This window comes from Pseudonocardia thermophila, assembly GCF_900142365.1.
In the GTDB taxonomy this organism is placed as follows: domain Bacteria; phylum Actinomycetota; class Actinomycetes; order Mycobacteriales; family Pseudonocardiaceae; genus Pseudonocardia; species Pseudonocardia thermophila.
This window is the reverse complement of sequence record NZ_FRAP01000003.1, coordinates 97,534-121,009: the sequence shown is the minus strand read 5'-3', so window position 1 is coordinate 121,009 and position 23,476 is coordinate 97,534. Positions and strand designations below refer to the sequence as shown.

The 23,476-nt window shown below is 74.1% G+C and carries 20 protein-coding genes and 1 pseudogene; 11 read left to right on the top strand and 10 right to left on the bottom strand.

Going from position 1 to position 23,476, the window contains the following annotated elements:
* Positions 1 to 6: 6 nt before the first annotated feature.
* Positions 7 to 1,497 (bottom strand): aldehyde dehydrogenase family protein, encoded by a 1,491-nt coding sequence (locus BUE41_RS04990; RefSeq protein WP_084754440.1) that lies wholly within the window; start codon positions 1,495 to 1,497, stop codon positions 7 to 9.
* 69 nt (positions 1,498 to 1,566) lie between these two features.
* Here BUE41_RS04990 and BUE41_RS04985 point away from each other — a divergent pair, with 69 nt between their 5' ends.
* The 5 genes from BUE41_RS04985 to BUE41_RS04965 all read left to right on the top strand — a co-directional run bounded on the left by BUE41_RS04985 (position 1,567) and on the right by BUE41_RS04965 (position 6,897).
* Positions 1,567 to 2,346 (top strand): IclR family transcriptional regulator, encoded by a 780-nt coding sequence (locus tag BUE41_RS04985; protein ID WP_073455672.1) that lies wholly within the window; start codon positions 1,567 to 1,569, stop codon positions 2,344 to 2,346.
* Positions 2,347 to 2,515: 169 nt separating this feature from the next.
* Complete coding sequence (locus BUE41_RS04980) at positions 2,516 to 3,826, top strand: extracellular solute-binding protein (protein WP_073455671.1); 1,311 nt, start codon at positions 2,516 to 2,518, stop codon at positions 3,824 to 3,826.
* Positions 3,823 to 4,797, top strand: a complete 975-nt coding sequence (locus BUE41_RS04975; RefSeq protein WP_073455670.1) for a carbohydrate ABC transporter permease — start codon at positions 3,823 to 3,825, stop codon at positions 4,795 to 4,797. The genes BUE41_RS04980 and BUE41_RS04975 overlap by 4 nt, the downstream gene beginning before the upstream one ends.
* A gap of 9 nt (positions 4,798 to 4,806) precedes the next feature.
* Entirely contained in the window at positions 4,807 to 5,640 is an 834-nt protein-coding gene (locus BUE41_RS04970) for a carbohydrate ABC transporter permease (protein ID WP_073455669.1), read from the top strand.
* 6 nt (positions 5,641 to 5,646) lie between these two features.
* Entirely contained in the window at positions 5,647 to 6,897 is a 1,251-nt protein-coding gene (locus BUE41_RS04965; RefSeq protein ID WP_073455668.1) for an ABC transporter ATP-binding protein, read from the top strand.
* Positions 6,898 to 6,903: 6 nt separating this feature from the next.
* Here BUE41_RS04965 and BUE41_RS04960 read toward each other — a convergent pair whose 3' ends face one another.
* Positions 6,904 to 8,097, bottom strand: a complete 1,194-nt coding sequence (locus BUE41_RS04960; RefSeq protein ID WP_073455667.1) for an MFS transporter — start codon at positions 8,095 to 8,097, stop codon at positions 6,904 to 6,906.
* 98 nt (positions 8,098 to 8,195) lie between these two features.
* On the opposite strand from BUE41_RS04960, the gene BUE41_RS04955 reads away from it, so the two are divergent.
* Genes BUE41_RS04955 through BUE41_RS04945 form a run of 3 tightly spaced genes read left to right on the top strand, consistent with a single transcriptional unit; the run spans position 8,196 to position 10,297 of the window.
* Positions 8,196 to 9,263, top strand: a complete 1,068-nt coding sequence (locus tag BUE41_RS04955) for a LacI family DNA-binding transcriptional regulator (RefSeq protein WP_073455666.1) — start codon at positions 8,196 to 8,198, stop codon at positions 9,261 to 9,263.
* Positions 9,264 to 9,285: 22 nt separating this feature from the next.
* Positions 9,286 to 9,951, top strand: a complete 666-nt coding sequence (locus tag BUE41_RS04950) for a TetR/AcrR family transcriptional regulator (RefSeq protein ID WP_084754438.1) — start codon at positions 9,286 to 9,288, stop codon at positions 9,949 to 9,951.
* Positions 9,944 to 10,297 (top strand): UBP-type zinc finger domain-containing protein, encoded by a 354-nt coding sequence (locus BUE41_RS04945; protein ID WP_073455665.1) that lies wholly within the window; start codon positions 9,944 to 9,946, stop codon positions 10,295 to 10,297. The genes BUE41_RS04950 and BUE41_RS04945 overlap by 8 nt, the downstream gene beginning before the upstream one ends.
* Positions 10,298 to 10,315: 18 nt before the next feature.
* On the opposite strand, the gene BUE41_RS04940 is transcribed toward BUE41_RS04945, so the two are convergent.
* The 5 genes from BUE41_RS04940 to BUE41_RS04920 are packed head-to-tail and all read right to left on the bottom strand — an operon-like array spanning position 10,316 to position 16,619.
* Complete coding sequence (locus tag BUE41_RS04940) at positions 10,316 to 11,335, bottom strand: PHP domain-containing protein (RefSeq protein ID WP_073455664.1); 1,020 nt, start codon at positions 11,333 to 11,335, stop codon at positions 10,316 to 10,318.
* Between the two features lie 21 nt (positions 11,336 to 11,356).
* Positions 11,357 to 12,877 carry a CYTH and CHAD domain-containing protein gene (locus tag BUE41_RS04935; RefSeq protein ID WP_143171976.1) on the bottom strand — a complete coding sequence of 507 codons (1,521 nt, stop codon included), beginning with the start codon at positions 12,875 to 12,877 and terminating at the stop codon, positions 11,357 to 11,359.
* A gap of 28 nt (positions 12,878 to 12,905) precedes the next feature.
* On the bottom strand, positions 12,906 to 14,291 hold the full coding sequence (locus BUE41_RS04930; RefSeq protein ID WP_073455663.1) for an AMP-binding protein: 1,386 nt from the start codon (positions 14,289 to 14,291) through the stop codon (positions 12,906 to 12,908).
* Between the two features lie 29 nt (positions 14,292 to 14,320).
* Positions 14,321 to 15,715, bottom strand: coding sequence for an FAD-binding oxidoreductase (locus BUE41_RS04925; RefSeq protein ID WP_073455662.1), 1,395 nt, complete (start codon positions 15,713 to 15,715; stop codon positions 14,321 to 14,323).
* 10 nt (positions 15,716 to 15,725) lie between these two features.
* Positions 15,726 to 16,619 carry an NAD(P)/FAD-dependent oxidoreductase gene (locus BUE41_RS04920; protein ID WP_073455661.1) on the bottom strand — a complete coding sequence of 298 codons (894 nt, stop codon included), beginning with the start codon at positions 16,617 to 16,619 and terminating at the stop codon, positions 15,726 to 15,728.
* Between the two features lie 36 nt (positions 16,620 to 16,655).
* Between BUE41_RS04920 and BUE41_RS04915 the strand changes: the two genes are divergently transcribed.
* Positions 16,656 to 17,267 (top strand): TetR/AcrR family transcriptional regulator, encoded by a 612-nt coding sequence (locus tag BUE41_RS04915; RefSeq protein ID WP_073455660.1) that lies wholly within the window; start codon positions 16,656 to 16,658, stop codon positions 17,265 to 17,267.
* Entirely contained in the window at positions 17,264 to 18,007 is a 744-nt protein-coding gene (locus tag BUE41_RS04910; protein ID WP_073455659.1) for a siderophore-interacting protein, read from the top strand. The genes BUE41_RS04915 and BUE41_RS04910 overlap by 4 nt, the downstream gene beginning before the upstream one ends.
* Positions 18,008 to 18,132: 125 nt before the next feature.
* Here the strand turns inward: BUE41_RS04910 and BUE41_RS04905 are convergent, their stop codons facing one another.
* The 3 genes and pseudogenes from BUE41_RS04905 to BUE41_RS04895 form a co-directional block, all read right to left on the bottom strand.
* Positions 18,133 to 19,620: a DUF6777 domain-containing protein gene (locus BUE41_RS04905; protein WP_073455658.1), complete on the bottom strand. Its 1,488-nt coding sequence runs from the start codon at positions 19,618 to 19,620 to the stop codon at positions 18,133 to 18,135.
* A gap of 81 nt (positions 19,621 to 19,701) precedes the next feature.
* Positions 19,702 to 20,865, bottom strand: a pseudogene (locus tag BUE41_RS04900) (acyl-CoA dehydrogenase family protein).
* Positions 20,862 to 22,364, bottom strand: a complete 1,503-nt coding sequence (locus BUE41_RS04895; RefSeq protein ID WP_073455657.1) for an acetyl-CoA acetyltransferase — start codon at positions 22,362 to 22,364, stop codon at positions 20,862 to 20,864. The pseudogene BUE41_RS04900 and the gene BUE41_RS04895 overlap by 4 nt, the downstream one beginning before the upstream one ends.
* 165 nt (positions 22,365 to 22,529) lie before the next feature.
* Between BUE41_RS04895 and BUE41_RS04890 the strand changes: the two genes are divergently transcribed.
* Positions 22,530 to 23,474, top strand: coding sequence for an SDR family NAD(P)-dependent oxidoreductase (locus BUE41_RS04890; protein WP_073455656.1), 945 nt, complete (start codon positions 22,530 to 22,532; stop codon positions 23,472 to 23,474).
* Positions 23,475 to 23,476 lie beyond the last annotated feature (2 nt).

Genomic DNA, 23,476 nt, shown 5'->3' with positions numbered 1-23,476 from the left:
ACGGGGTCACCCCTCGAACCACCCCGCCGGTTCCGGCGCGGTGTTGTGCCACACGTGCTTGTGCTCCTGGTACTCGGCCAGCCCGGTCGGGCCCAGCTCACGTCCGTTCCCGGACCGCCCCATGCCGCCCCACTCGGCACCGGGCACGTACGGGTGGTAGTCGTTGATCCACACCGTGCCGTGCCGCAGCGCGGACGCCACGCGGTGCGCCCGCGCCTGGTCGGCGGTCCACACCGCCCCGGCCAGCCCGTAGTGGGTGTCGTTGGCCAGCGCGATCGCCTCGTCCTCGGTGGTGAAGCGCTCGACGGTGAGGATCGGGCCGAACGTCTCCTCGCGCACGACGCGCATGTCGCGGGTGACGTCGGCGAACACGGTGGGCCGGTAGAAGAAGCCGTCCTTGAGCGCGGGATCGTCCGGGCGCCGCCCGCCGCAGACCAGCCGGGCGCCCTCGGCCAGCGCCGATGCGACGTAGTCCTCGATCTTGGCCAGCTGCGCGGCCGACACCAGCGGCCCGCACTCGCTGGCTGGGTCCAGCCCGTTGCCCAGGCGGATCCGCTCGGCGCGGCGGGCGATCTCGGCGACCAGTTCGTCGTGCAGCGCGTCCTCGACGATCAGCCGCGCGCCGGCCGAGCAGACCTGCCCGGAGTGCAGGAACGCTGCGGTGATCGCCCAGTCGGCGGCCAGGTCGAGCGGGGTGTCGGCGAAGACGACGTTGGGGTTCTTGCCGCCCAGCTCCACGGCGACTCGCTTCACCGTGGTGGCCGAGGCGCGGATGATCGCCTGCCCGGTGGCGAGCCCGCCGGTGAAGCTGACCATGTCGACGTCGTCGTGCTCGGTGAGCGGGGCACCGACCGTCGGCCCGTCGCCGAGCACGAGGTTGACCACCCCCTCCGGCACGCCGGCCTCCTCCAGCAGGTGCACCAGCATGATCGAGGTGAGCGGGGTGACCTCGCTCGGCTTGATCACGCAGGTGTTGCCGGCCGCCAGGCAGGGCGCGACCTTCCACGACAGCTGCAGCAGCGGGTAGTTCCACGGCGTGATGAGCGCGCAGACCCCGACCGGGACCGGCACCACCCGCGACACGACGTGCGCCAGCCCCACGTCGACGATCCGGCCGGCCTCCTTGTCGGCCAGGTCGGCGTAGTAGCGGAACACCGCGGTGACGTCGTCGACGTCGATGCGGCTCTCCTTGAGCGTCTTGCCGGTGTCCAGCGTCTCGACGCGCGCGATCTCCTCCTTGTCGCGCACGAGCAGCTCCGCGACCCGCCGCAGCAGCGCTGCCCGCTCCGCGACCGGGGTGGTCGGCCACGGGCCGGTGTCGAACGCGGTGCGCGCGGCGGCCACCGCGCGGATCACGTCGTCGGGGCCCGCCTGGTCGATCGTGGCGACGACGCTGCCGTCGAACGGGTTGTGGACGTCCACCGCGCCGCCCGAGCCGCTCGTCCAGGTGCCCCCGACGAACAGGCTGGGCCGCTGCGGTGGTCCGACGCTGGGCATGAGCGCATCGTCCTCACGGGACGCCGCACGTCAAGTCATGTCCCACCAATTGCCGCGTATGGTTGCGCCATGGGCAACACGGCCGGCCGTGCGGGCGGTGTGCAGTCCGTCGACCGCGCCATCAGCGTCCTGGAGATCCTGGCCCGCAAGGGCGAAGCCGGCGTCACGGAAGTGGCCGCGGAGATCGCCGTCCACAAGTCGACCGCGTTCCGGTTGCTCGGTGCGCTGGAGAACCGCGGGCTGGTCGAGCAGTCCGCCCAGCGCGGCAAGTACCGCCTCGGGTTCGGGCTGATCCCGCTCGCCGGCGCCGTCACCGACAACCTCGACGTCACCCGGCAGGGCCGCGCCGTGTGCGCCGAGCTGGCCGCCGAGGTGGGCGAGACCGTCAACGTCGCGGTGCTGCAGGAGCACTGGGCGGTCAACGTCGACCAGGCCCGCGGGCCGTCGACGGTGGCCACCCACAACTGGATCGGCAAGCTCACCCCGCTGCACTGCACCGCCAGCGGGAAGGTGCTGCTCGCCGCCGTCGGGCCGGCGCAGCGGTCCGCGCTGCTCGCCGCGTCCGGTGTGCCGCGGCACACCCCGCGCACGATCGTCGACCGCGCCCGGCTGGAGGCCGAGCTGGCCCGGGTGGTCCAGCGCGGCTGCGCCACCGCCGTCGAGGAGTACGAGGTCGGGCTGAACGCGCTGGCGGCGCCGGTGCTCGACCGGTCCGGCGAGGTGATCGCCGCGGTGTCGGTGTCGGGGCCGTCCTACCGGCTCGACGAGCGGCGCCTGGAGGCCTGCCTCGAACCGCTGCTGGCCGCGACCAAGGAGATCAGCCGCCGGATGGGCTGGTTCGCGGGCTGAACCGCCGAACGAGCCATCCGCTGAACGGACTCCGGAACAGCGACAGAGGGTCGCGTCTCGGTCACGATCTCTGTTCACGAGTGGCGTGCGTCACGGCGAGAGGTGACGATCCGAGGGGGGCGGGTGGTCCGGTGTTGCCCCGAACGCCCGGAGAGTCGGAGGAGAACGCATGCCTCGTCCACGATGGACGCTGCCGCTGCGGCGGCGCGGACCGGCCGTGCTCGCCGCGGTCGTCCTGCTCGGCACGCTCGCGGGATGTGGGGGCGGACAGTCCGGTCCGCCCGTTCTGACCTGGTACATCAACCCGGACTCCGGCGGGCAGAAGGAGATCGCCGAGCGGTGCACGGCCGCAGCGGGCGGCGAGTACCGGATCGCGATCTCGGTCCTGCCCCGGGAGGCCTCTGAGCAGCGCCAGCAGCTGGTGCGCCGGCTGGCGGCCGGGGACGACTCGATCGACCTGATGAGCCTGGACCCGCCGTACATCCCGGAGTTCTCGCAGGCGGGCTTCCTGGCGCCGGTGCCGGACGACGTCGCGCGGCGGGTCACCGACGGCGTCGCCGCCAGCGCCGTGGAGGGCGCGACCTGGAACGGGAAGCTGGTGGCGGTGCCGTTCTGGGCCAACACGCAGCTGCTCTGGTACAAGAAGTCGGTCGCCGAGCGCGCCGGGCTGGACATGTCCCAGCCGGTCACGTGGGACCAGCTGATCGAGGCGGCGAAGTCGCAGAACACCACGATCGCCGTGCAGGGCCGGCGGGCGGAGTCGCTGGTCGTGTGGCTCAACGCGCTCATCGAGTCCGCGGGCGGCGCGGTGATCACCGGCAACGCCGACAAGCCGCAGGAGATCCAGCTCGGGCTGGACTCGCCGCAGTCGCAGCGGGCGTCGGAGGTGATGGCCGAGGTCGCGACGAGCGGGGTCGCCGGACCGGCGTTCACCACCTCCGGCGAGGACCAGAACGCCGCCGCGTTCGAGTCCGGCGCCGCGTCGTTCATGGTCAACTGGCCGTTCGTGTGGAGCCGCGCCGAGAGCGGCGTCGAGGACGGCACGCTGGACAAGGCCGTCATCGACGACTTCGGGTGGGCCCTCTACCCGCGCGTCGACGCCGACAAGCCCGCCGCCCCGCCCTACGGCGGGATCAACCTGGGCATCAGCTCGACGAGCAACCACCCCGACCTGGCCTACAAGGCCGCCGAGTGCATCGTCTCGGCGGACAACCAGAAGTACTACTTCGTCAGCAACGGCAACCCCGCGTCGAAGCTGTCGGTCTACACCGATCCCGAGGTGCTGGCGGACTTCCCGATGGCCCCGGTGATCGCGCAGTCGCTGCAGCTCGCGAAGCCGCGGCCGCAGACCGCGTACTACAGCGAGGTCTCGGGCAGCCTGCAGCGCGTCTACCACCCACCGACGGACGTGAACAGCGGCACCGGACCGGCTGCCGCCGAGCTCATCCGATCCGTCCTCGCCGGGGAGGAACTGCTGTGACCACGACGACCCCGCCCGCGGCGCCGGAGGCGGACACCCGCACGACCGGCGCGCACCGCACGCGCAACGGCGCCAGCGACCGCGCGAAGGCCGAGCGCAGGCTCGGCTGGCTGCTCGCCGGTCCGGCGTTCGCGGTGATGCTGCTGGTCACCGCCTACCCGATCCTGCAGGCGGTGTGGGACTCGCTGTTCTCCTACCGGCTCACCGACCCGGCCAACCGGGAGTTCGTGGGGCTGGGCAACTACTGGGTCGTGCTCACCGACGCCCTGTGGTGGCAGTCGTTCGCCGTCACCGCGCTGATCACGATCATCACGGTCGCGGTCGAGCTGGTGCTCGGCTTCGCGCTGGCGCTGGTGATGCTCAAGGCGCTGCGGGGGCTGCGACCGATCCTGCGGGCGGCGATCCTGCTGCCCTACGCGATCATCACGGTCGTCTCGGCGTTCGCCTGGCAGTTCGCGTTCGACCTGACCTCGGGCTTCGTCAACAGCTGGTTCTCCTGGCTGCCGGGCATCTCGGCGGACACCGACTGGTTCGGCGGGTTCGGCTCGTCGCTGTTCGTGATCTGCCTGGCCGAGATCTGGAAGACCACCCCGTTCATCTCGCTGCTGCTGCTCGCCGGGCTCGCGCAGGTGCCCGACGTGCTGCAGGAGGCCGCTCAGGTCGACGGCGCCACGTGGTGGCAGCGGCTGTGGCGGGTCACGATCCCGAACATGAAGGCGGCGATCATGGTGGCGCTGCTGTTCCGCACGCTCGACGCCTTCCGGATCTTCGACAGCGTGTTCGTCATGACCGCCGGCGCCAACGGCACCGAGACGGTCTCGTTCCTGGCCTATCGCCAGACGATCTCGAGGTTGGAGATCGGGATGGGCTCGGCGGTGTCGGTGCTGCTGTTCCTGTCGGTGGTGATCATCGCCTTCGGGTTCATCAAGCTGTTCAAGGTCGACCTGTCGCAGGCTCGGGGGGACAAGTAGATGTCAACGATGTCGACGCGCGAGAAGACGTGGTGGATCATCGCGGGAATCGCGATCGTCATCTACGCGCTGTTCCCGATCGCGTGGATCGTCTCGCTGTCGCTCAAGGCGCCGGCCGACATCTCCAACGGCCAGTTCCTGCCGACGATCTTCACGTGGGAGAACTACGAGCTGATCCTGGCCGGTGACGCGGCAGAGCTGTTCCTGCCGGCGCTGGTCAACTCGTTCGGGATCTGCCTGATCGCGACGGCGCTGGCCTGCATCCTGTCGATGTTCGCGGCGTACGCGATCGCCCGCCTGGACTTCCCGGGCAAGAAGATCATCCTGTCCACGGCGCTCGCGGTGGCGATCTTCCCGGTGATCTCGATCGTCACGCCGCTGTTCAACCTCTGGCGCCAGATCGGGCTCTACGACACCTGGCCGGGCCTGATCATCCCGTACCTGTCGCTGACCCTGCCCATCTCCATCTGGACGATGTCGGCGTTCTTCCGGGAGATCCCGTGGGAGATGGAGCAGGCGGCGCAGGTGGACGGCGCCACCAGCTGGCAGGCGTTCCGCAAGGTGATCGTTCCGCTCGCGGCCCCGGGGGTGTTCACCACCGCGATCATCGCCTTCTTCCTGGCGTGGAACGACTTCGTCTACGGGATCTCGCTGACCTCCACCTCGGCGGCGCGACCCGTTCCCGCGGCGCTCGGGTTGTTCTCCGGCGCGTCGCAGTTCGAGGACCCGACCGGCGCGATCGCGGCCGCCGCCGTGATCGTGACGATTCCGGTCATCATCCTGGTCCTGCTCTTCCAGCGGCGCATCGTCGCCGGTCTGACCAACGGTGCGGTGAAGGGGTAGTCGGCAATGGCTTCGGTCGAGATGCGCAACATCGTGAAGAAGTACGGGGACGGCTACCCCGCGGTGAACGACGTGAGCCTGGACATCGCCGACGGCGAGTTCATGATCCTCGTCGGGCCGTCGGGGTGCGGGAAGTCCACGCTGCTGCGGATGGTCGTCGGGTTGGAGGACATCACCTCCGGCGACATGATCATCGGCGGTAAGCGGGTCAACGACCTGGCCCCGCGCGAGCGCAACCTGGCGATGGTGTTCCAGAACTACGCGCTCTACCCGCACCTGACCGTCTTCGAGAACATCGCGTTCCCGCTGCGCCTGCAGAAGGTGCCGGACGACGAGGTGCGCCGCCGCGTCAACGAGGCCGCCGAGGTGCTGGAGCTGAAGGAGCACCTGGAGCGCAAGCCGGCCAACCTCTCCGGTGGTCAGCGCCAGCGCGTCGCCATGGGCCGTGCGATCGTCCGCGACGCCGAGGTGTTCCTGTTCGACGAGCCGCTGTCGAACCTCGACGCGAAGCTGCGCGGCCAGATGCGCACGGAGATCGCCCGGCTGCAGCGGCGGCTGGGCATCACCACCATCTACGTCACCCACGACCAGACCGAGGCCATGACCCTCGGCGACCGGGTGTGCGTGCTGCGCAAGGGCGTGGTCCAGCAGGTCGCGTCGCCGCGGGAGCTCTACGAGCAGCCGGCCAACCTGTTCGTCGCCGGGTTCATCGGCTCACCGCCGATGAACTTCCTGCCGGCGAGCGTCTCGGGCGGACGCGTCCGCTTCCCGTTCGGCGAGTTCACGCTGGACGAGCGCCGCGCCGCCGCCGTCGGCGACCGCGACCTGGTGCTCGTCGGTGTCCGCCCGGAGTACTTCGAGGACGCCAAGCTGGTGGACGACGCCAAGCGCGACCGCGGCATCACGTTCACCGCGCGCGTGGACGTCACCGAGTGGCTCGGCGACGCACAGTTCGCCTACATCCCGTTCGAGGCGCCCGAGGAGATCGTCAACCAGCTGCGCGACCTGTCCCGGGAGTTGGACTCCGACCAGCTGCGCACCCAGGCCGTCGTGTCCATCGACGCGTCGAGCCGCATGCGGGAGGGCCACGAGGCGGAGTTCTGGATGGACACCCGCAAGGTGCACGTGTTCGACCCGAAGACCGGGGAGAACCTCACCCGCGACGCGGAGGCCGGTGCCGAGCTCACCCGCATGGCCGCGGAGGAGCGGGAGGCACAGGTCGCCGAGGCGCGCGGCGCGGCCGCGGCGGCGAGCTGACCCGTCTCACGGGCGGGGCAGCGGCCGTGCTGCCCCGCTCGTGACGCCGCCGAGCACGACGGCACCCACCACCACGAGCAGCGAGGTGAGGATGCCGAACTGCTGGCCGAGCGGACCGATCAGCGGCGGCCCGGCCAGGAACGCGACGTAACCGATCGAGCTCACCGCCGAGACCCGGGGGGCTGCCCGCTCCGGGTCGTCGGCGGCTGCGCTCATCCCGACCGGGAAGCCCAGCGAGGCCCCCAGCCCCCACAGCAGGGTCCCGGCGAGCACGACCGGCAGCGGTCCGCCGAACAGCACCAGCAGCAGGCCGGCCAGGGCCAGCACGGCGGTCGCGCGCAGCACGGCGACCCGGCCGAACCGGTCGAGCAGGGCGCCGCCGACGAAGCGCCCGGTGGTCATCGCGGTCACGAAGCAGCCGAACGCGACGGCCCCGACCGCCTCCGTGGCGCCGTGCCCGTCGACGAGCGCGACGGCGATCCAGTCGTTGGCCGCGCCCTCGGTGAGGGCGAAGCCGAGCACCATCAGCCCGACGAGCACGGTGCGCGGCTCGCGCCAGGCGTCCCGTACGCCGAACCGGGGCCGGGGCTCGGCGGACCCGGTGTGCTGAGGTGCGGCGAGGAAGCAGCGGGTGGCGGCCCCGACCAGCACCGGCCCGGCGAGCCCGACCGCTGCCAGCTGCGCGGCGAGCGGCACGTCCAGTGCGGCGGTGACCGTGGACACGCCGGCGCCGCTGACCGTGCCGATGGAGAACGCGGCGTGCAGGCGCGGCATGAGCGAGCGGCCGAGCCGCCGTTCGACGTCGGCGCCCTCGACGTTCATCGCGACGTCCCAGACGCCGGTGCCGAGCCCGACGAAGAGCAGCGCGGCCGCGGCCAGCCACACGGCGGTCGTGGCGAGGGCGAGCGCGGCCAGCACCTGGCCCAGCCCGACCAGGACCGCCCCGCCGAGCACGGTGCGGGCGGGCCCGAACCGGGCCACGACCGGGCCCGCCGTGGGCAGGCTCGCGACCGACGAGGCGGAGACGCACAGCAGGAGCAGACCCAGCTCGGCCGTGTTCAGGCCGAGATCGTCCCGGGCGGCGGGCAGCCGGGCGAGCAGCGCGGCCAGCGCGACCCCGGAGGTCCAGAACGCGATCACGACGGCGGTGCGCGCCCGCAGCAGCGCCGGGTCCGCGGCCGTGCCCGTGCTCGTGGTCATCGACCGCCTCCCCATCGAATCGATTCGACACTCGCTCGTCCGACGGTACGGGAGCGCCGTCGTCCGCTTCAAGCCGGTTCGCGACTACGGTGCGGGGCATGGCCGGCCGTCCCACCCTCGCCGCCGTCGCGGCTGCCGCCGGTGTGTCCCCGTCCACCGCGTCGCTGGCGTTCTCCGGCAGCAGCCGCGTCGCACCGCACACCCGTGACCGGGTCCTCGCCGCCGCGCAGCGGCTCGGCTACCCCGGCCCCGACCCGGTCGCCGCGTCGCTGCGCCGCGGTCGCACCGGCGTGATCGGCGCGTTCATCGGCGAACGGCTGCTCTACGCCTTCCGCGATCCGCACGCGATCACCCTGCTCGACGGCATCAGCGAGGTGCTCGGCGCGCACGGCGCCGGCCTGCTGCTGCTCGCCGGCGACGCCGGGCGGCCGTCGGCCGAGCAGATCGCGCGGCTGCCGCTGGACGCCGCCGTCTTCGCCACCTGCGGGCTGGAGGACGATCCGGCGATCCCGCTGCTGCGCCGCCGCGGCGTACCGCTCGTCGGCGTGGAGGGGCCCGTCGGGACCGACGTGCTGATCGACATCGACGACTTCGGCGGCTCCCGCGAGCTGGCCCGCCACGTGCACGACCTCGGCCACCGTCGGGTCGAGGTCATCGCGATGCCGCTGCGGCTCGACGGCACCACCGGCCCGGTCAGCGGGGCCCGCCGCGCCCGCACCCACTACCGGGACGTGCGCCGGCGGCTGGCGGGTGTCGAGGACGTGTTCGGCTCGGTGCCCATCCACGAGACCGCCAGCAACTCGGTCGCCGACGGCCTGGCCGCAGGCCGCGCGGTGCTCGGCGTCCCGGCCGAGCGGCGGCCCACCGCGGTGATCGCGCAGAGCGACGTCCTCGCCGCGGGGGTGCTGCAGGCGGCGGCCGAGCTGGGGCTGCGGGTGCCCGAGGACGTGTCGATCACCGGGTTCGACGGCGCGGACCTGCACTGGCTGGGCGACACCCGGCTGACCACCGTCGAGCAGCCCACCGCGGAGAAGGGCCGGGCCGCGGCCCGGGCGGCGATGGCGCTGGTGGCGGGCGACCGGCCGCAGGACGTGCTGCTGCCGATCTCGCTGCGGATCGGCACGACGACGGGGCCGGCGCCGCGCGGAGCGAACGGTCACCGGTGACCGCTGCGGCTACGCTGGACCGGTGACCGAGACGGCGGCCGAGGCGGCGGCAGAGGTGGTAGAGGCACCGCCGCGCCCCCGCGGCAGGCGCGAGGAGCGCACGGCCACCAGCCGTGCGCGCATCCTCGACGCCGCGGTGGCCTGTCTCGTCGAGGAGGGCTACGCCGGCGCCACCACCCTGCGCATCCAGGCGCGGGCCGGGGTGTCGCGCGGGCGGCTGCTGCACCACTTCCCCTCGCGCGACCAGCTGCTCGTCGCGGCGTCGAAGCACCTGGCCACCGAGCGGCTGCGCAACACCGGTCCCGGCCCGGAGTGCGACCTGCCGCTGCCGGAACGCATCGACGTGGCGATCGAGCGGCTGTGGGCGACGTTCTCCGAGCCGCTGTTCTGGGCCGCGGTGGAGCTGTGGACGGCCGCGCGCACCAACGAGGACCTGCGCGCCGCGCTCCTGCCGCAGGAGCGCGAGGTCGGCGCGTACGTCCGCGAGTCGATGGCGCGCTCGTTCGGCCCGGAGGCGGCGGCGCACCCGAACTTCCCGCTGGTCCGCGACCTGATCTTCACCAGCATGCGCGGCGTCGGACTCGGGTACGCGCTCGACCACCGCGATCCGCGCACCGACCCGCACCTGGCCCAGTGGAAGCAGCTCGCGCGGATGCTGCTGCTGGACCAGGATCGGGCGCATGACTGAACCGGCGCCCGGCGCCATCGACCCCGCCGCACCCCCGAGCGGACCGGGCTGCTCCGACTGCGACGCCGTCGGCGGCTGGTGGGTGCACCTGCGCCGGTGCGCGGCGTGCGGCCACGTCGGCTGCTGCGACTCCTCACCCGGACAGCACGCCACCGCGCACTACCGCAGCACGGGCCACCCCGTCGTGCAGAGCTTCGAGCCCGGCGAGGACTGGTTCTGGGACTACGCCGCCGGCACGAGCACGTCCGGGCCGGAGCTGGCGCCGCCGACGAGCCGCCCGGCCGACCAGCCCGTGCCCGGACCGGCCGGGCGGGTGCCCGCGGACTGGCGCAGCCACGTCCACTGACCGGGACCGGCCCCGGCCTCATCCCCGCGCGCCCACCAGCCGCTCCGCGCTCCACGTGTTGCGGATCCGCTCCGCCGGCACCCCGCACGCCGCGGCCCGCTCGGCGCCGTTGCGCAGCCAGTCCAGCTGGCCGGGCGCGTGCGCGTCGGTGTCGATCGTGAACTCGCAGCCCGCGTCGAGGGCCTGGCTGAGCAGTCGCTTGGGCGGGTCGAGCCGCTCCGGTCGCGAGTTGATCTCCACGGCGACGCCGTTGGCCGCGCACGCGGCGAACACCTGGGCGGCGTCGAACTGCGACTCGGGGCGCTTGCGGTTGCCGGTCACCATCCGGCCGGTGCAGTGGCCCAGCACGTCGACCAGCGGGTTGTCGATCGCACGCAGCATCCGCCGGGTCATCTCGGGCGCGGCCATGCGCAGCTTCGAGTGCACCGACGCCACGACGACGTCGAGCTCGGCGAGCAGCCCGGGGTCCTGGTCGAGGGTGCCGTCCTCGTTGATGTCGACCTCGATGCCGGTGAGCACGCGGAAACCGGCCAGCTCGCTGTTCAGCCCCGCGATCTGCTCCAGCTGGGCCCGCAGCCGCTGCGCCGACAGCCCGTTCGCGACGGTCAGCCGCGGCGAGTGATCGGTGATCACCAGGTACTCGTGGCCGAGCGCGCGGGCGGTGTCGACCATCTCCCGCAGCGGCGAGCCGCCGTCGGAGGCGTCGGTGTGGCTGTGGCAGTCGCCGCGCAGCGCGCCGAGCAGCTGCTGGACGGGCGGATCGAGCGGCTCCGGCGGCGTGTCCTCCAACCGCTTCAGGTACGCGGGCACCGCGCCGGTGAGCGACTCGACGACGCACTTCGCGGTCACTTCGCCGACGCCCTTGATCCGCACCAGCTCGCCGGCGAGGGCGGCCCGGATCAGCTCGTCGCGGTCGAGGCCCTCGAGCGCGTTGGCCGCGCCGCGGAACGCCCGCACCCGGTACGTGGACTCGCGCGCCCGTTCCAGCAGGAACGCGATGCGGCGCAGATCGGCGACCGGGTCACGAGGCTCGCTCACGCGCCGATCGTGGCACAGACCTCAGCGCAGCCAGCGGAGCAGCTCCGACCGGGACGCCGCCGTCCACAGCCCCGGAAGCTGCGCCTCGACCGCCGCCGCCCGCGCCTCGGCGCGGCCGTGCAGCACCCCGAACGCGAACCCGTTCTCGTTCTCCACGTGCGCGAGCGCGCCGAGGCTGCGCAGGGTGGCGCGGGCGACGACGGTGTCCTGGTGCTCGCCGATCGCCTGCTGGATCCGTTCCACGGCCCGGGCGTGCCGCTTCGCCGGTCTCCCGACGGCCGGGCGGGCGACCTCGGCGACGTAGCGCAGCCGCTTGCCCGCCTTCCGCGCCGCGTGCAGCGCTGCCGCGCGCCGCTCGGGAGACAGCTCGGGATCGAGCGCGTGCGCGACACGCGCGGCGAACCGCCGCTCCTGCTCCGCGACGTGCCGCGGCAGCTCCTTCTTCGCCGACCGGCCCGCGCGTCCGCGCAGCGGCGGATCGGCGACCAGCCGGTCGAGCCGTTCGCGCAGCTGCGCGTACTCGGGACCGTCGAGCACGGCGAGCGCGGCCGCGGCCGCCTCGCTCTCGATCCGGGCGAAGTAGCGGGTGGCGACCGCCGACGCAGCACCCAGCCGCAGCTCGTCGGGCAGCTCGGCGAGCTCGCGCAGTACCCGCTCGCGCTGCACCTCGGCGTCTCGCGCCGGGCCCAGCTCCCGGCTGAGCGCGCGCAGCCCGGCGACGAGCGGATCGGTCTGCGCGCGGTCGAGCAGCCGCCGGTACCCCCGCAGGGCGCTGCGCATCCGCCGCGCCGCCACCCGCAGCCGGTGCACGCCGTCCGGCTCGCCGCGGCGCACCCGCAGGTCGGCGGCTGCGAGGCGGCCGTTCTGCTCGGCGAGGTAGGCGACGAGCGCCCCACCGGCCGTCTTCCGCTTCGGACGCGAACCGCAGGGGGCCGGCCGCAGCAGCCGGGCCAGCTCCGCCTCCCCGCACGGTGCCGCCGGCCGCAGCCCGGCCGCGGTGGCCCGATCGGCGAGTGCGCCGCGCAGCGCTGCGGGCGCGTCGATCGTCACCTCGGTCCACGCCTTCACCTCGGTGCTGCGCCCCAGCGTGGACAGCGTCACGCGGTCGTGGACGACGGTGGCCAGCCGCGCGCCCGAGGCGTCGAGCAGCCGGTGCACCACCCGGATCGTGCGCACTCGGCCCACCGGCCGCAGCGGACGGCCCCGGGCCGCGCCGCGGACCAGGTCGGAGATCCCGTCGGGCACCGGGAGCCGGCCGCGCGGCGCGTCGACGTCCACGGGCACCCGCAGCGGGCCCCCGTCGCCCGGGGTGCGCAGCTCCCAGCTGGCCGGGGCGTCGCCGCGCAGCACGGCGAGGGTGATCCCGGCCGCGGCCAGCCGCAGATCGGCCGTGTCGTAGCGCTCGATCTCCAGTACCCGTTGCGGCGCGACCTCGTCCCGGTGCACCTCGCGGACCTCGATCGCGGGCGGGGCGCCCGCGCGGGCAGGACCGCGGAAGGTGAGGGGCGCGGCGGACGGCGGCAGGTCGGTCCTGGAGCTCACGCTCCCGGGTGCCCGTTCGGGCGTCCGCTCAATCGCGGGGCAGTCGGGCCTTCTGCACCTTGCCCATGTCGTTGCGCGGCAGCGCGTCGACGAAGCGCACCTCGCGGGGCCGCTTGTGCGGGGCCAGCAACCTCGCCACGTGGTCGATCAGCTCCTGGGGCGCGGGCGGCTGCCCGTCGGCGACGACGTAGGCGACGACGCGCTCGCCGAGGTCCTCGTCCGGCACGCCGATCACGGCGGCCTCGGCGACGGCGGGATGCTCCAGCAGGGCGTTCTCGATCTCCCCGGCACCGATCTTGTAGCCACCGGACTTGATCAAGTCGGTGGCGCTGCGCCCCACCAGCGCGAGCTGGCCGGACTCGGTCCAGCGGGCGACGTCACCGGTGCTGAACCACTCCTCGGGATCGCGCGGGGGCCGGTTGAGGTAACCGTCGAAGAGCGTCGGCCCGCGGACCTCCACGATGCCCAGGTCGGGCGAGTCGGGGATCGGTGCGAGCCGCAGCTCGGTACCCGGCAGCGGGCGCCCGACCGTGCCCGGCTCCGGATCGTCCTCGACGCGGGCGGCGGTGAGGATGAGGGTCTCGGTGAGCCCGTAGCGCTCGCGCACGGCCAGACCGGTGGTGGCCTTGATGCGGGCGTGGTCGACGGCGGTGAGCGCTGCCGAGCCGGAGATCAACAGGCGGGCGCGCCCGATCGCCGCCGCGGCCTCGGGATCGCGTTCCAGCTGGTCGGCCAGTCGGTGGTACTGGGTGGGCACCCCGAAGACGAGCGTCGCTCCGCTGGCCGCCAGGGAGGTGGCGTCGAGGGTGCCCAGGTGGTGCAGCCGGCCGCCGCGGCGCAGCGGGCCGAGCACGCCGAGCACCAACCCGTGCACGTGGAACAGCGGCAGCGCGTGCGCGAGCAGGTCCTCGGCGCTCCACGCCCACGCCTCGGCGAGCCCGTCGAGGTTCGCGGCGACCGCGCGCCGCGACAGCACCGCCCCCTTGGGCGCCCCGGTGGTGCCGGACGTGTAGATCACCAGCGCGGTCGTGCTGTCCGGCACGCCCGCGGCGGGGCGCGGTGCGCGGGCGTCGACGTCGACGTCGAGCCGGGCCAGCCCGGCGTACCCGGCGGGCAGCTCGGTGCCCGGCGCCGTGAGCACCAGCTCGGGTGCGGAGTCGCCGAGGACGTGCGACAGCTCCCGCTCCCCCAGCTTCGGGTTGAGCGGCACGATCGGCACGCCGGCGTGCACGGCGGCGGCCACCGCGACCGCGGTGTGCAGGCTCGGGGTGGCGTGCACGGCCACCCGGGACCGCCCGGCGAGCTCACCCGCGAGCGCCCCGACGGCGCCGGCGAGCTCGGGGTAGGTCAGTTCGCGGTCGCCGAAGCGCAGCGCGGGCCGGGCGGGCGGATCGTTCAGGACGGGCAGGAGCACGCCACCATCCTCACCCACGGCCCGCTGCGTCAGGCGACCACCTTGCCCGGATTGAGGATGTTGTGCGGATCGAGCGCCTGCTTGACCGCGCGCTGCATCGCCAGCACGCCCTCACCCAGCTCGCGAGCCATCCCCGGCATCTTCAGCAGGCCGACCCCGTGCTCACCGGTGACGGTGCCGCCCAGCTCGATCGCCGCCGAGACGATGTCGTCGAACGCGGCCTGGGCGCGCCGGCGGGCGTCGTCGTCGCCGTGCGGGGTGAGCAGCAGCGGGTGCAGGTTGCCGTCGCCGGCGTGCGCGACGGTGGCGATCTGCACGTCGCGCTGCTGCCCGATCGCGACGATCCGCTCGATCATCTCGGCGAGCCGCTGCCGCGGCAGGCACACGTCCTCGGTCAGCATGGCCTGGCCGAGCTGCTCCAGCGCGGGGTAGGCGAGGCGGCGGGCGTCGAACAGCGCCTCGGCCTCGACCGGGTCGGTCGACTGCATCGCCTCCGTCGCCCCGGCCGCGGTGAACTCCGCGAGGATCGCGTCGGCCTCCTGCGCCGCGGCGGGCTCGGGCAGGTCGGTCTGGGCGAGCAGGAGCGCCGCGGACTCGTCGGGCAGCCCGGCGTGCTTCCAGGCGTTGACGGCCTGCAGGCAGAACCGGTCGATCAGCTCGAACGCCGCCGGTTGCAGACCGGCCGCGGTCACCCGGGAGACGGCGTCACCGGCCGCGGCGAGCGTGGCGAAGAACCCGACGACCGTGCGCGGCTGCGTGGTGCGCAGCGGGCGCAGCTTGACGGTGACCTCGGTGATGATCCCGAGCGTGCCCTCGGAGCCGACCATGAGCCCGACCAGGTCGTAGCCCGCCACTCCCTTCGCGGTGCGCCGCCCGATCCGCAGCACCTCGCCCGCGGCGGTGACGATCTCCAGCGCGAGCACGTAGTCGCGGGTGACGCCGTACTTCACGCAGCACAGCCCACCCGCGTTGGTGGCGACGTTGCCGCCGATGGTCGACCAGGGCGCGCTCGCCGGATCCGGCGGGTACCACAGGCCCTGCTCGGCGGCGGCCGCGCGCAGCACGTCGTTGACCACGCCCGGCTGCACGACGGCGAGCCGCTCGGCGGCGTTGATCTCGCGGATCTCGGTCATCCGCTCGGTGGACAGCACCACGCAGCCGGCGACGGCGTTGGCCCCGCCGGAGAGCCCGGTGCCCGCACCGCGCGGCACGATCGGCACCCGGTACCGGGCGCAGACCCCCACCACGGCCGCCACCTCGGCGGTCGACTCCGGCCGCACGACCGCGATCGCGTCCCCGTAGGGCGCCCACTCCGCCTCGTCGTGCAGATAGCTGCGGACCGTGTCGGGATCGGTGAGGACGCGGCGGGGAGGGAGGGCGTCCGTGAGCTCGGCGAGCACGACTTCGGGCACGACCGTGGTCATGCCGGGAACGCTAGCCGCGGGAGAGCCGCTCGGCGAGGGTCTTGCCCAGCAGCGATCCCGAGCGCCACGCGGTCTCGATGCGGCTGCTGCCCCACCCGTCGCCCGCGACGCCGACGCCGTCGCCGGTCAGCAGGAACGGTTCGGCCCGCTCCCCGACGGGAGCGGCGTGCGGCCAGTGGTGGGCGTGCACCGCGACCGGCTCCGGCACGCCGAGCAGCTCCCGCACGGCCGCGACGACCGCGTCCGGAGCGCCGCCGGTGGCGTGCGCGACCAGCACCGGGGCACCGTCGCCGCGGCGATCGCCGTCGTCGGCGATGGAGGTGAGCAGCGGGTGGCGGTTGACGAAGGCGGCGGGGAACGGCGACCACTCCCGGCGGGCGAAGCGCATGGCGACCGCGAGCACCGGCCGCCACCGCCGGTCACGCAGGGCCGGGAGATCGGCCAGGGCGAGCGCCTGCGGGTCGGGCATCGCCAGCACGACCGCGTCGGCCCGCTCGCCGTCGACCACCGGGCCCGGGCCGACGGACCGCACGGCGCGGCCGAGCCGGACGTCGAGGCCCTCGGCGAGGTCGGCGACGAGGCTCGCCAGCCCGCCAGGGGCGGCCCAGCGCATCGGCCCGGGTGCGGCGATACGGGTGCCGCCCTCGAAGACGTCGAGGGTGTCGGTCCACGGCCGGGCGAGCCCGCGCCGCCGCCAGCGGTCGGCGACCGCGGCGAACCCCTCGTCGCGGACGGTGAAGTAGGCCGCGCCGAGGTCGACGGGCCGCCCGTCCAGTTCAGGTGCGGACATGCGCCCGCCGACGCGATCGGCGCGCTCGCGGACCTGCACGGAGACGCCCGCGTCGGCGAGCGCGCGGGCGCAGGCGATGCCGGCGATCCCGGCCCCGATGACGACGACGTGCACGAGCCGAAGTTACCGAAAGTAAGTTAGACTCCGCACGTGGAGACCAGAGCGCCCCGACGCCGGCTCAGCCGCGCCGAGCGCGAGCGGCAGATCCTCGACGCCGCCGTCCGGGTGTTCAGCGAGCGGGGGTTCCAGCAGGCGTCGATGGACGCCGTGGCGAAGCTCGTCGGAGTCACCAAGCCGGTGCTCTACAGCCACTTCGGCTCGAAGGACGGGCTGCTGCTGGCGTGCATCGCCCGGGCCCGCGCCGAGCTGCTGGAGGTCACCTCCGCCGCGGTCGCGTCCGCCACGAGCGCCGAGGACGCGCTGCGCCGCGGCACGCGCGCGTTCTTCGACTACCTCGACTCGCAGGGCCCGGCGTGGATGCTGCTCTACACCGAGGCCGACACCGGTTCCGGCCAGCAGGGGCTGGAAGAGATCCGCCAGCAGCAGGTCGACTTCATCGTGGGGCTGCTGGCGGCGGCCCGGCCGGACGTCGAGCAGCAGCGGGTCGAGGGCTGGGCGCAGATCATCGTCGGGGCCACCGAGCGGCTGGCGCTGTGGCGGGCCCGCTCGGGCGGGACGGTCAGCGCCGAACAGGCCACCGAGTACCTGATGGACCTCGCCTGGACGGGCCTCGAACGGGGGCAGGCAGAATCGGGGTCGTGACCACCACTGCCCCGCGACTGCTCCAGGTGCGCCGCAGTGTCCGCGTGACCCCGCGCATGGTGCGGGTCACCCTCGGGGGCGAGGAGCTCGCCGGGTTCAGTGGATCCGGGCCCGACCGGCGCATCAAGATGTTCTTCCCCGTGCCCGGGCAGGAACGCCCGGCCGTGCCGCGGGCGAGCACCGGGGGCCCCGTGTGGCCCGCCGGGGAGCCGCGCCCGGTGATCCGCACGTACACGGTGCGCCGCTTCGATCCCCAGGCCGGCGAGCTCGACGTCGACTTCGTGCTGCACGAGGGCCACGGCCCGGCCGCCGCGTGGGCGCGCGACGCGAAACCCGGCGCGTGGGTCGGCGTCTCCGAACCCGGTGGCCGCTACGAGCCCGACCCCACCGCGGACTTCCACGTCGTCATCGGCGACGAGACCGCGCTGCCCGCCGTCGCCACCGTGCTGGAGGCGCTGCCCGAGGGGGTCCCCGCCCTGGCGGTCCTCGAGGTCGCCGACGCCGCGGAGGAGCAGGAGCTGCCCGGCAAGGCCGAGATCACCTGGGTGCACCGGGGCGACGCAGCGCCGGGTGCCCCGCTCGCCGAGGCCGTGCGGTCGGCGACCTTCCCGGACGGGCGCGGCCAGGTGTGGCTGTCCGGTGAATCGGGCTGCGTCCGAGACCTGCGCAAGCACCTCATCGACGAGCGCGGCTTCGACCGGCGCGCGGTGTACGCGACGGGGTACTGGCGCGCACGGTGATCTTCCTCCGGCGGGCAGCTCGGCGCCGGCGCCGAGGCAACGAACGGCACTCTCGTCCACTCGGGGTGGACGAGAGTGCCGTTCGTTGCTTCAGGGCCCACTAGGAGCGGCGCTGAGCCCTCCGGTTAGGAGGTGGGCGCCGGCACCATCCGCGTACCCTTCTGCACCCACCCCACCGGCACCCCGGTCTCCGGGATCGGGCAGCCCCGCAGCGGCATGAGTGTGCCGTCGGGGCAGCGCACCGGTCTCGGCAGGGCCTTCGTGATCTGCGGCAGGAGCGCCGGCGCGGAGGACTTGGCCGCTGCCGTCGTGGTCGGCACCGACTGCGGAGCGGGCTGCGGAGCGGACTGCGGAGCGGGTGAGCTCGGCGGGCTCACCGCCGGCGCAGGAGCCGGTGCCGGGCTCTCGGGTCCACCCTCGGTGGCCGTCGGCGGCGTCGCCGACGGGGCGGGCCCGGCCGCCGGCGGCGCTGCGGGGAGCTGCCCGGCGTCCGGCAGCGGCTCCGCGCTGGTCACCGTCTCGAGCACGGGATCGAGCACCGGATCCAGCGCGGTCGGCGACGGTGTGCTGCTCGCCTCCGGGGTCGGGCCGCCCGGCCGCTCCGCCGGGCCGCCCTCGGTGCTCGGCCGCGGTCGATCACCGTCCTGCGGGCACGGAACGGCGGTCCCGGCCACGACGCCCTCCACCGTGCACCGCGGCTCGTTCGGCCGCAGCGTGCACCGGCCGTCGTCGGTCCGCTGCTCGTCGCGGCAGTGCGGCGGCCGCGGGCAGCGGTCCCGTTCGTGCGCGGCCCGGTCCGTCGCGACGGTCTCGGCCGTGCAGAACGTGAGCGGGGCGCGGCAGCGGCCCTCGCCGTCGCGGTGCTCGCCGCGCGCGCACTTCTTGCGGGGCTTGTGCTTGTCCTCGTCCTTGCCCTTGCCCTCGTCCTTGCCGTGCTCGTCGCCGTGCTTCTCCCGGGCGACGGGCGCGGGCTCCTCGTCGTCCTCGGAGTCGGCGTAGTCGTCGTGGGTGAAGCCCTGCCAGGGCTCACCGACGTACTCGGGCTCCCACTCCTCCTCCTCCACGTACACGGCCGGGGTGAGCGGGTTGCCGCAGGCGCAGCGCACCCGCGGTGCGCCGGTTTCGTCGACCAGCACTGCCGTGCCCGCCTGCAGCACCGACTGCACGGCCGCGACCCGGCCGTCGACGAACCGGTGGTTGGTGACCTGCATGTCGTCGCCCAGCAGCGCCGGGGTCAGCTCGGCGATGTAGTCGGGGATCTGCTCCACCGCGACCGTGGTGCCGCCGCTCCACTGCAGCGTCGGGTCTGCGTTCAGCGCCGCCACCCAGGCCTGCGCGGCCTCGGGGTGGGTCATCAGGTAGTCGGACAGCGTGCCGGGATCGCAGGTGCCCTGGTCGCCGGTGCCCGCCATCTCGGGGACGGTGTCGTCGGCCGGGTCGAGCAGCGACGGGACGAACGGATCGGCGCCGACCGCGTCGGCCGGCTCCAGGTAGACGGGCGTGGCCTGCGCCGAGCGCGCGGTCAGGACGGCGACCCCGAACAGGCTCGCCACCAGGCTGAGAGCCACCAGGACGGCGATCGCCGCCCGATTGCGTTGCGCTACCTCGGCCATGCGCAGGCCACCCCCACGTGGTAACTCGATCGTGGGGAACATCTGTCCGGGTGGCCGTTGTGTTACAGGCCACTCGTCCGGCTACAGCCCGAGCAGCTCGACGATGATCTCGTTCATGATCTCGGTGGTGCCGCCGCCGATGCCGAGGATGCGCGCGTCGCGGTAGTGCCGCTCCACCTCGTGCTCGCGCATGTAACCCATCCCGCCGAGCTGAACGCACTCGTGCACCACGTGCTCGCACGCTGCGACGGCGGTGTTCTTCGCCATCGCGGTCTCCATGAGCTGGCCGCCCTCGGCCACCCAGCGGGCGGCCACCGTGCGGGTGGAGGTGCGCGCGACGCCGATCATCTCCGCCATCCGGTGCTCGACGACCTGGCGGGAGGCGAGCGGGCGGCCGAACGTCTCGCGGTCGCGGATCCACTGCATCGTCAGGTCGACGCAGCGCTGCGCGGTGGCGTAGGCCTGCACGGCCGGCGAGAGCCGCTCGGCCTGGAACTGCTGCGCGATCTGCCCGAACCCGACCGTGGCGTACGTCGGCGCGGTGCGGCCCCAGCTGCCCTCGGCCCCGACGAGGTTGCCGACCGGTACCCGCACGTCCACGTAGGAGAGCTCGGCGGTGTCGGAGCAGAGCCAGCCCATCTCGTCGAGCTTGCGGCCGACCGCGAACCCCGGCCTGCCCTTCTCGACGACGAGCAGCGAGATCCCGCCGTGACCGGGCCCGCCGGTGCGCACGGCCGTGGTGACGGAGTCGGCCCGCGCACCCGAGGTGATGGAGAGCTCGGCACCGTCGACGACGTAGTCGTCGCCGTCGCGGCGGGCCCGCGTGGTGATGCCGGCGACGTCGGAATCCCCGCCGGGCTCGGTGATGGCGAGCGCGCCGATGCCTCCCCGGCGAGCGTGGGCCGCACGAAGCGGTCGATGAGGTCGGCGTTGCCGCTCGCCACGTTGGGGGACGGCGATGCCGTGCGTGAGCAGGGCTGCGACCACGCCTCCGGAGCCGCCGGACAGCAGGATCTGCTCGGCCACGACGAACCCGTCGATCGGGTCGCCGCCGCTCCCGCCGACCTCCTCCGGGAAGCCCGCGCCGAGCAGGCCCACCTCGGCCGTCTCCTGGTGCAGCTGCCGCGGCACCTCACCGACCCGTTCCCGCTCGGCCAGGTGCGGGACGACCTCGCGGGTGGTGAAGTCGGCGACCAGCTCGCGCAGGGCCTGCCGCTCGTCGGTGAGCCAGGGATCGGTCGTCACGGCTGCGCCTCCACGAGGACGTGGCCGTTCTTGCGGGTGACCCGCACCCGGGTGCCGACGATCTCCCGCAGCTCGCCCGCCCGGTACAGCGACAGCGCGCGGGCCGCGTCGGGATCGCCGGGCGGGGTGCAGCCCGCGATGCGGGAGCCGTCGGCGAGCCGCGCGACCAGGAACCCCTGCTTCGGCGCGCCGTCGCGGCTGTGCTCGACGGTCGCGGCCTCCACGGTGACCTCGGCGATGTCGGGCACCGGCACCAGCGGCGGCGCGACCCCGGTGACGGTGCGCGGCTGCGGGTCGCCGCGGTAGACCACCGGGTCCCGGGACAGCAGCAGCGCGTGCTGGTGGGTGAGGTAACCGCCGTTGCCGTGCACGAGCGCCCGGCCGCCGCCGGCGCGCAGCCGTTGGGTGACCGCGACCAGCGCGTGCAGCGTGTAGGTCGACAGCGGACCGCCGAACGCGTTGTGCCCGCCGGTGACCCCGGCGACGGCGGCGACCGGCAGCCCCAGGTGCTCCGCGACCAGCTCCGGGACGATCGGGAAGCAGCTGTACACGTCGACGACCTCGAGCCGGGTCGCGTCGACGCCGGCCGCAGTGCGGTCGAGCGCGTCCGCGAGCGCCGCCGAGGTGGCGAACGACGGGCGAGCCAGCACGTCCGCGGTGTCCCTGGCCCCGGCGCCGCCCTCCACGTACACGATGCGGTCCTCGGGCACCCCGTGGGCGCGGGCGGCCGCGAGCGAGGTGACGACGACGGCCGCGGCCTGGTCGACGAACGGCATCGCGTTCTGCGCGAGCGTGTACGGCTCGCACACCATGCGGTTGCCGGGGCCGGGCTCGGCGATCTCCGCCGCGCTGCGCACCGTCGGGTTCCAGGCCACCGGGTTGGTCGCTGCGACCTCGGTGAACGCTGCGCACAGCCCGGCGGAGCGGGCGATCGAGGCCGCCGGGCTCAGCCCGGCCGCGTGCCGATGGGCGGAGTGGAACAGCGGGTAGACCCGCGCCGGGAGCACGATCCCGGCCGCCTGCATGGCGGGGCTGCCGAGCTCGTCGGGATCGAACGCCGGCGGCCCGCCGGGCTCGGTGCTCCACCCGGCGTCGACCGGGTCGACGCCCGCGGCGCGCAGCGCGTTCAGCGACGCCATCGCCTCGCCACCGGCGATCACCGCGACCCGTGATTCACCGCAGGCGATGCGCGCCGCCGCCTGCTCGAGCAGCGCTGCGGGCCAGTGCCCGCCGACCGTCGTGTCACCGGTGTGCGCCGGCCGCGCCCCGACATGCGCCCCTATGCGTCCGGCCAGGTCAGCGTACGCCCAGCTGGTGGTGCGGACGGTGGTGATCGTGTCGGCGGCGGCGAGCAGGCCGGGGGCGCCCGCGTCGGCAGCGGCCGCGTCGACGGCCGCCAGCACCAGCTCGGCGGGCTCACGAGCTGCGGAGACCTCCCGGGCGCGGTTGCCGAGGACCTGCCCGGCCCCGACCAGCACGGGTGTGCGCTCGTTCGTCACGCCCGTGACGTTACCGCCGAGTAGCTCGCCCGCGCGGTCACGACGAGGCTCCGCGATTCGGACACTATTGAGTTTTACTATCAGTTGACATCTCCTTTCGGATAGATCTAACTTTCATCCGGCGCCAGTCGGCACACCGCAACGTCGCGAAAGGCCGGGAAACACATGAGTGCAGAGCAGAGGCTGGCCGGTCGGGTGGCGATCGTGACCGGGGCCGGCAGCGGGATCGGACGCGCCGAGGCGATCTCCCTCGCCCGGGCGGGCGCGGCCGTGGCCGTCAACTCGGTCGGCACCGACGAAGCCGGTCGCTCCACCGCCGACGTCGTCGTCGCCGAGATCGAGGCCGAGGGCGGCCGGGCCGTCGCGGTCCGGGAGGACCTGCGCGATCCCGCAGCCCCGCGCGCGATCGTGGACGCCGCGCTCGACGCGTTCGGCCGGCTCGACATCTTGGTCAACAACGCCGCAACCGCGCACGTCAGCCCGATCGACGAGGTCACCGACGAGCGCTGGGCCGAGGTGCTCGACGTGAGCCTCACCGCCACGTTCCGGCTGATCCGGCACGCCGCACCGGTCTTCCGCCGCCAGCGCCGCGGCGTGATCGTCAACACCGGGTCGGAGTCCGGCCTCGGGCACGCCTACATGAGCGCCTACGCCGCTGCGAAGGAGGCGGTGATCGGCCTGACCCGCTCGGTCGCCCGCGAGCTCGGACCGGACGGCGTGCGCTGCAACGCCGTCCGACCCCGCGCGCTGGGCACGAAGATGGGCGAGCGCTACCGCGCGGAGATGGCACCCTACTTCGACCGGTGGGCCCGGCTCGGCCCGCTGCGCGTCGGGGTCCGGGCCGGCATCGGCGGGGCCGGTGACGCGTGGAGCGTCGCGCCGCTCGTCGTCTGGCTGTGCACCGACGCCGCGAGCAACGTGAACGGGTGCACGTTCGCGGTGGAGGGCGACACGGTGGGCCTGTGGTCCGAACCCGAGCTGCGCTCGGTCGCGTGCCGGGCCGGTGGCTGGGACCTCGATGCGCTCGACCAGGTCATGCCGGCCTCGGTGACGCTCGGCCTCGAGGACCGGTTCGCGCCGCAGGCCGCGGAGGTGCCCGCCCCGGCCTGACC

Excerpts from the sequence above, each read along its gene's own strand:
- BUE41_RS04990 (WP_084754440.1), bottom strand. The coding sequence starts at position 1,497 with ATGCCCAGCGTCGGACCACCGCAGCGGCCCAGCCTGTTCGTCGGGGGC.
- BUE41_RS04985 (WP_073455672.1), top strand. The coding sequence starts at position 1,567 with ATGGGCAACACGGCCGGCCGTGCGGGCGGTGTGCAGTCCGTCGACCGC.
- BUE41_RS04980 (WP_073455671.1), top strand. The coding sequence starts at position 2,516 with ATGCCTCGTCCACGATGGACGCTGCCGCTGCGGCGGCGCGGACCGGCC.
- BUE41_RS04970 (WP_073455669.1), top strand. The coding sequence starts at position 4,807 with ATGTCGACGCGCGAGAAGACGTGGTGGATCATCGCGGGAATCGCGATC.
- BUE41_RS04965 (WP_073455668.1), top strand. The coding sequence starts at position 5,647 with ATGGCTTCGGTCGAGATGCGCAACATCGTGAAGAAGTACGGGGACGGC.
- BUE41_RS04960 (WP_073455667.1), bottom strand. The coding sequence starts at position 8,097 with ATGACCACGAGCACGGGCACGGCCGCGGACCCGGCGCTGCTGCGGGCG.
- BUE41_RS04955 (WP_073455666.1), top strand. The coding sequence starts at position 8,196 with ATGGCCGGCCGTCCCACCCTCGCCGCCGTCGCGGCTGCCGCCGGTGTG.
- BUE41_RS04945 (WP_073455665.1), top strand. The coding sequence starts at position 9,944 with ATGACTGAACCGGCGCCCGGCGCCATCGACCCCGCCGCACCCCCGAGC.
- BUE41_RS04925 (WP_073455662.1), bottom strand. The coding sequence starts at position 15,715 with ATGACCACGGTCGTGCCCGAAGTCGTGCTCGCCGAGCTCACGGACGCC.
- BUE41_RS04905 (WP_073455658.1), bottom strand. The coding sequence starts at position 19,620 with ATGGCCGAGGTAGCGCAACGCAATCGGGCGGCGATCGCCGTCCTGGTG.
- BUE41_RS04890 (WP_073455656.1), top strand. The coding sequence starts at position 22,530 with ATGAGTGCAGAGCAGAGGCTGGCCGGTCGGGTGGCGATCGTGACCGGG.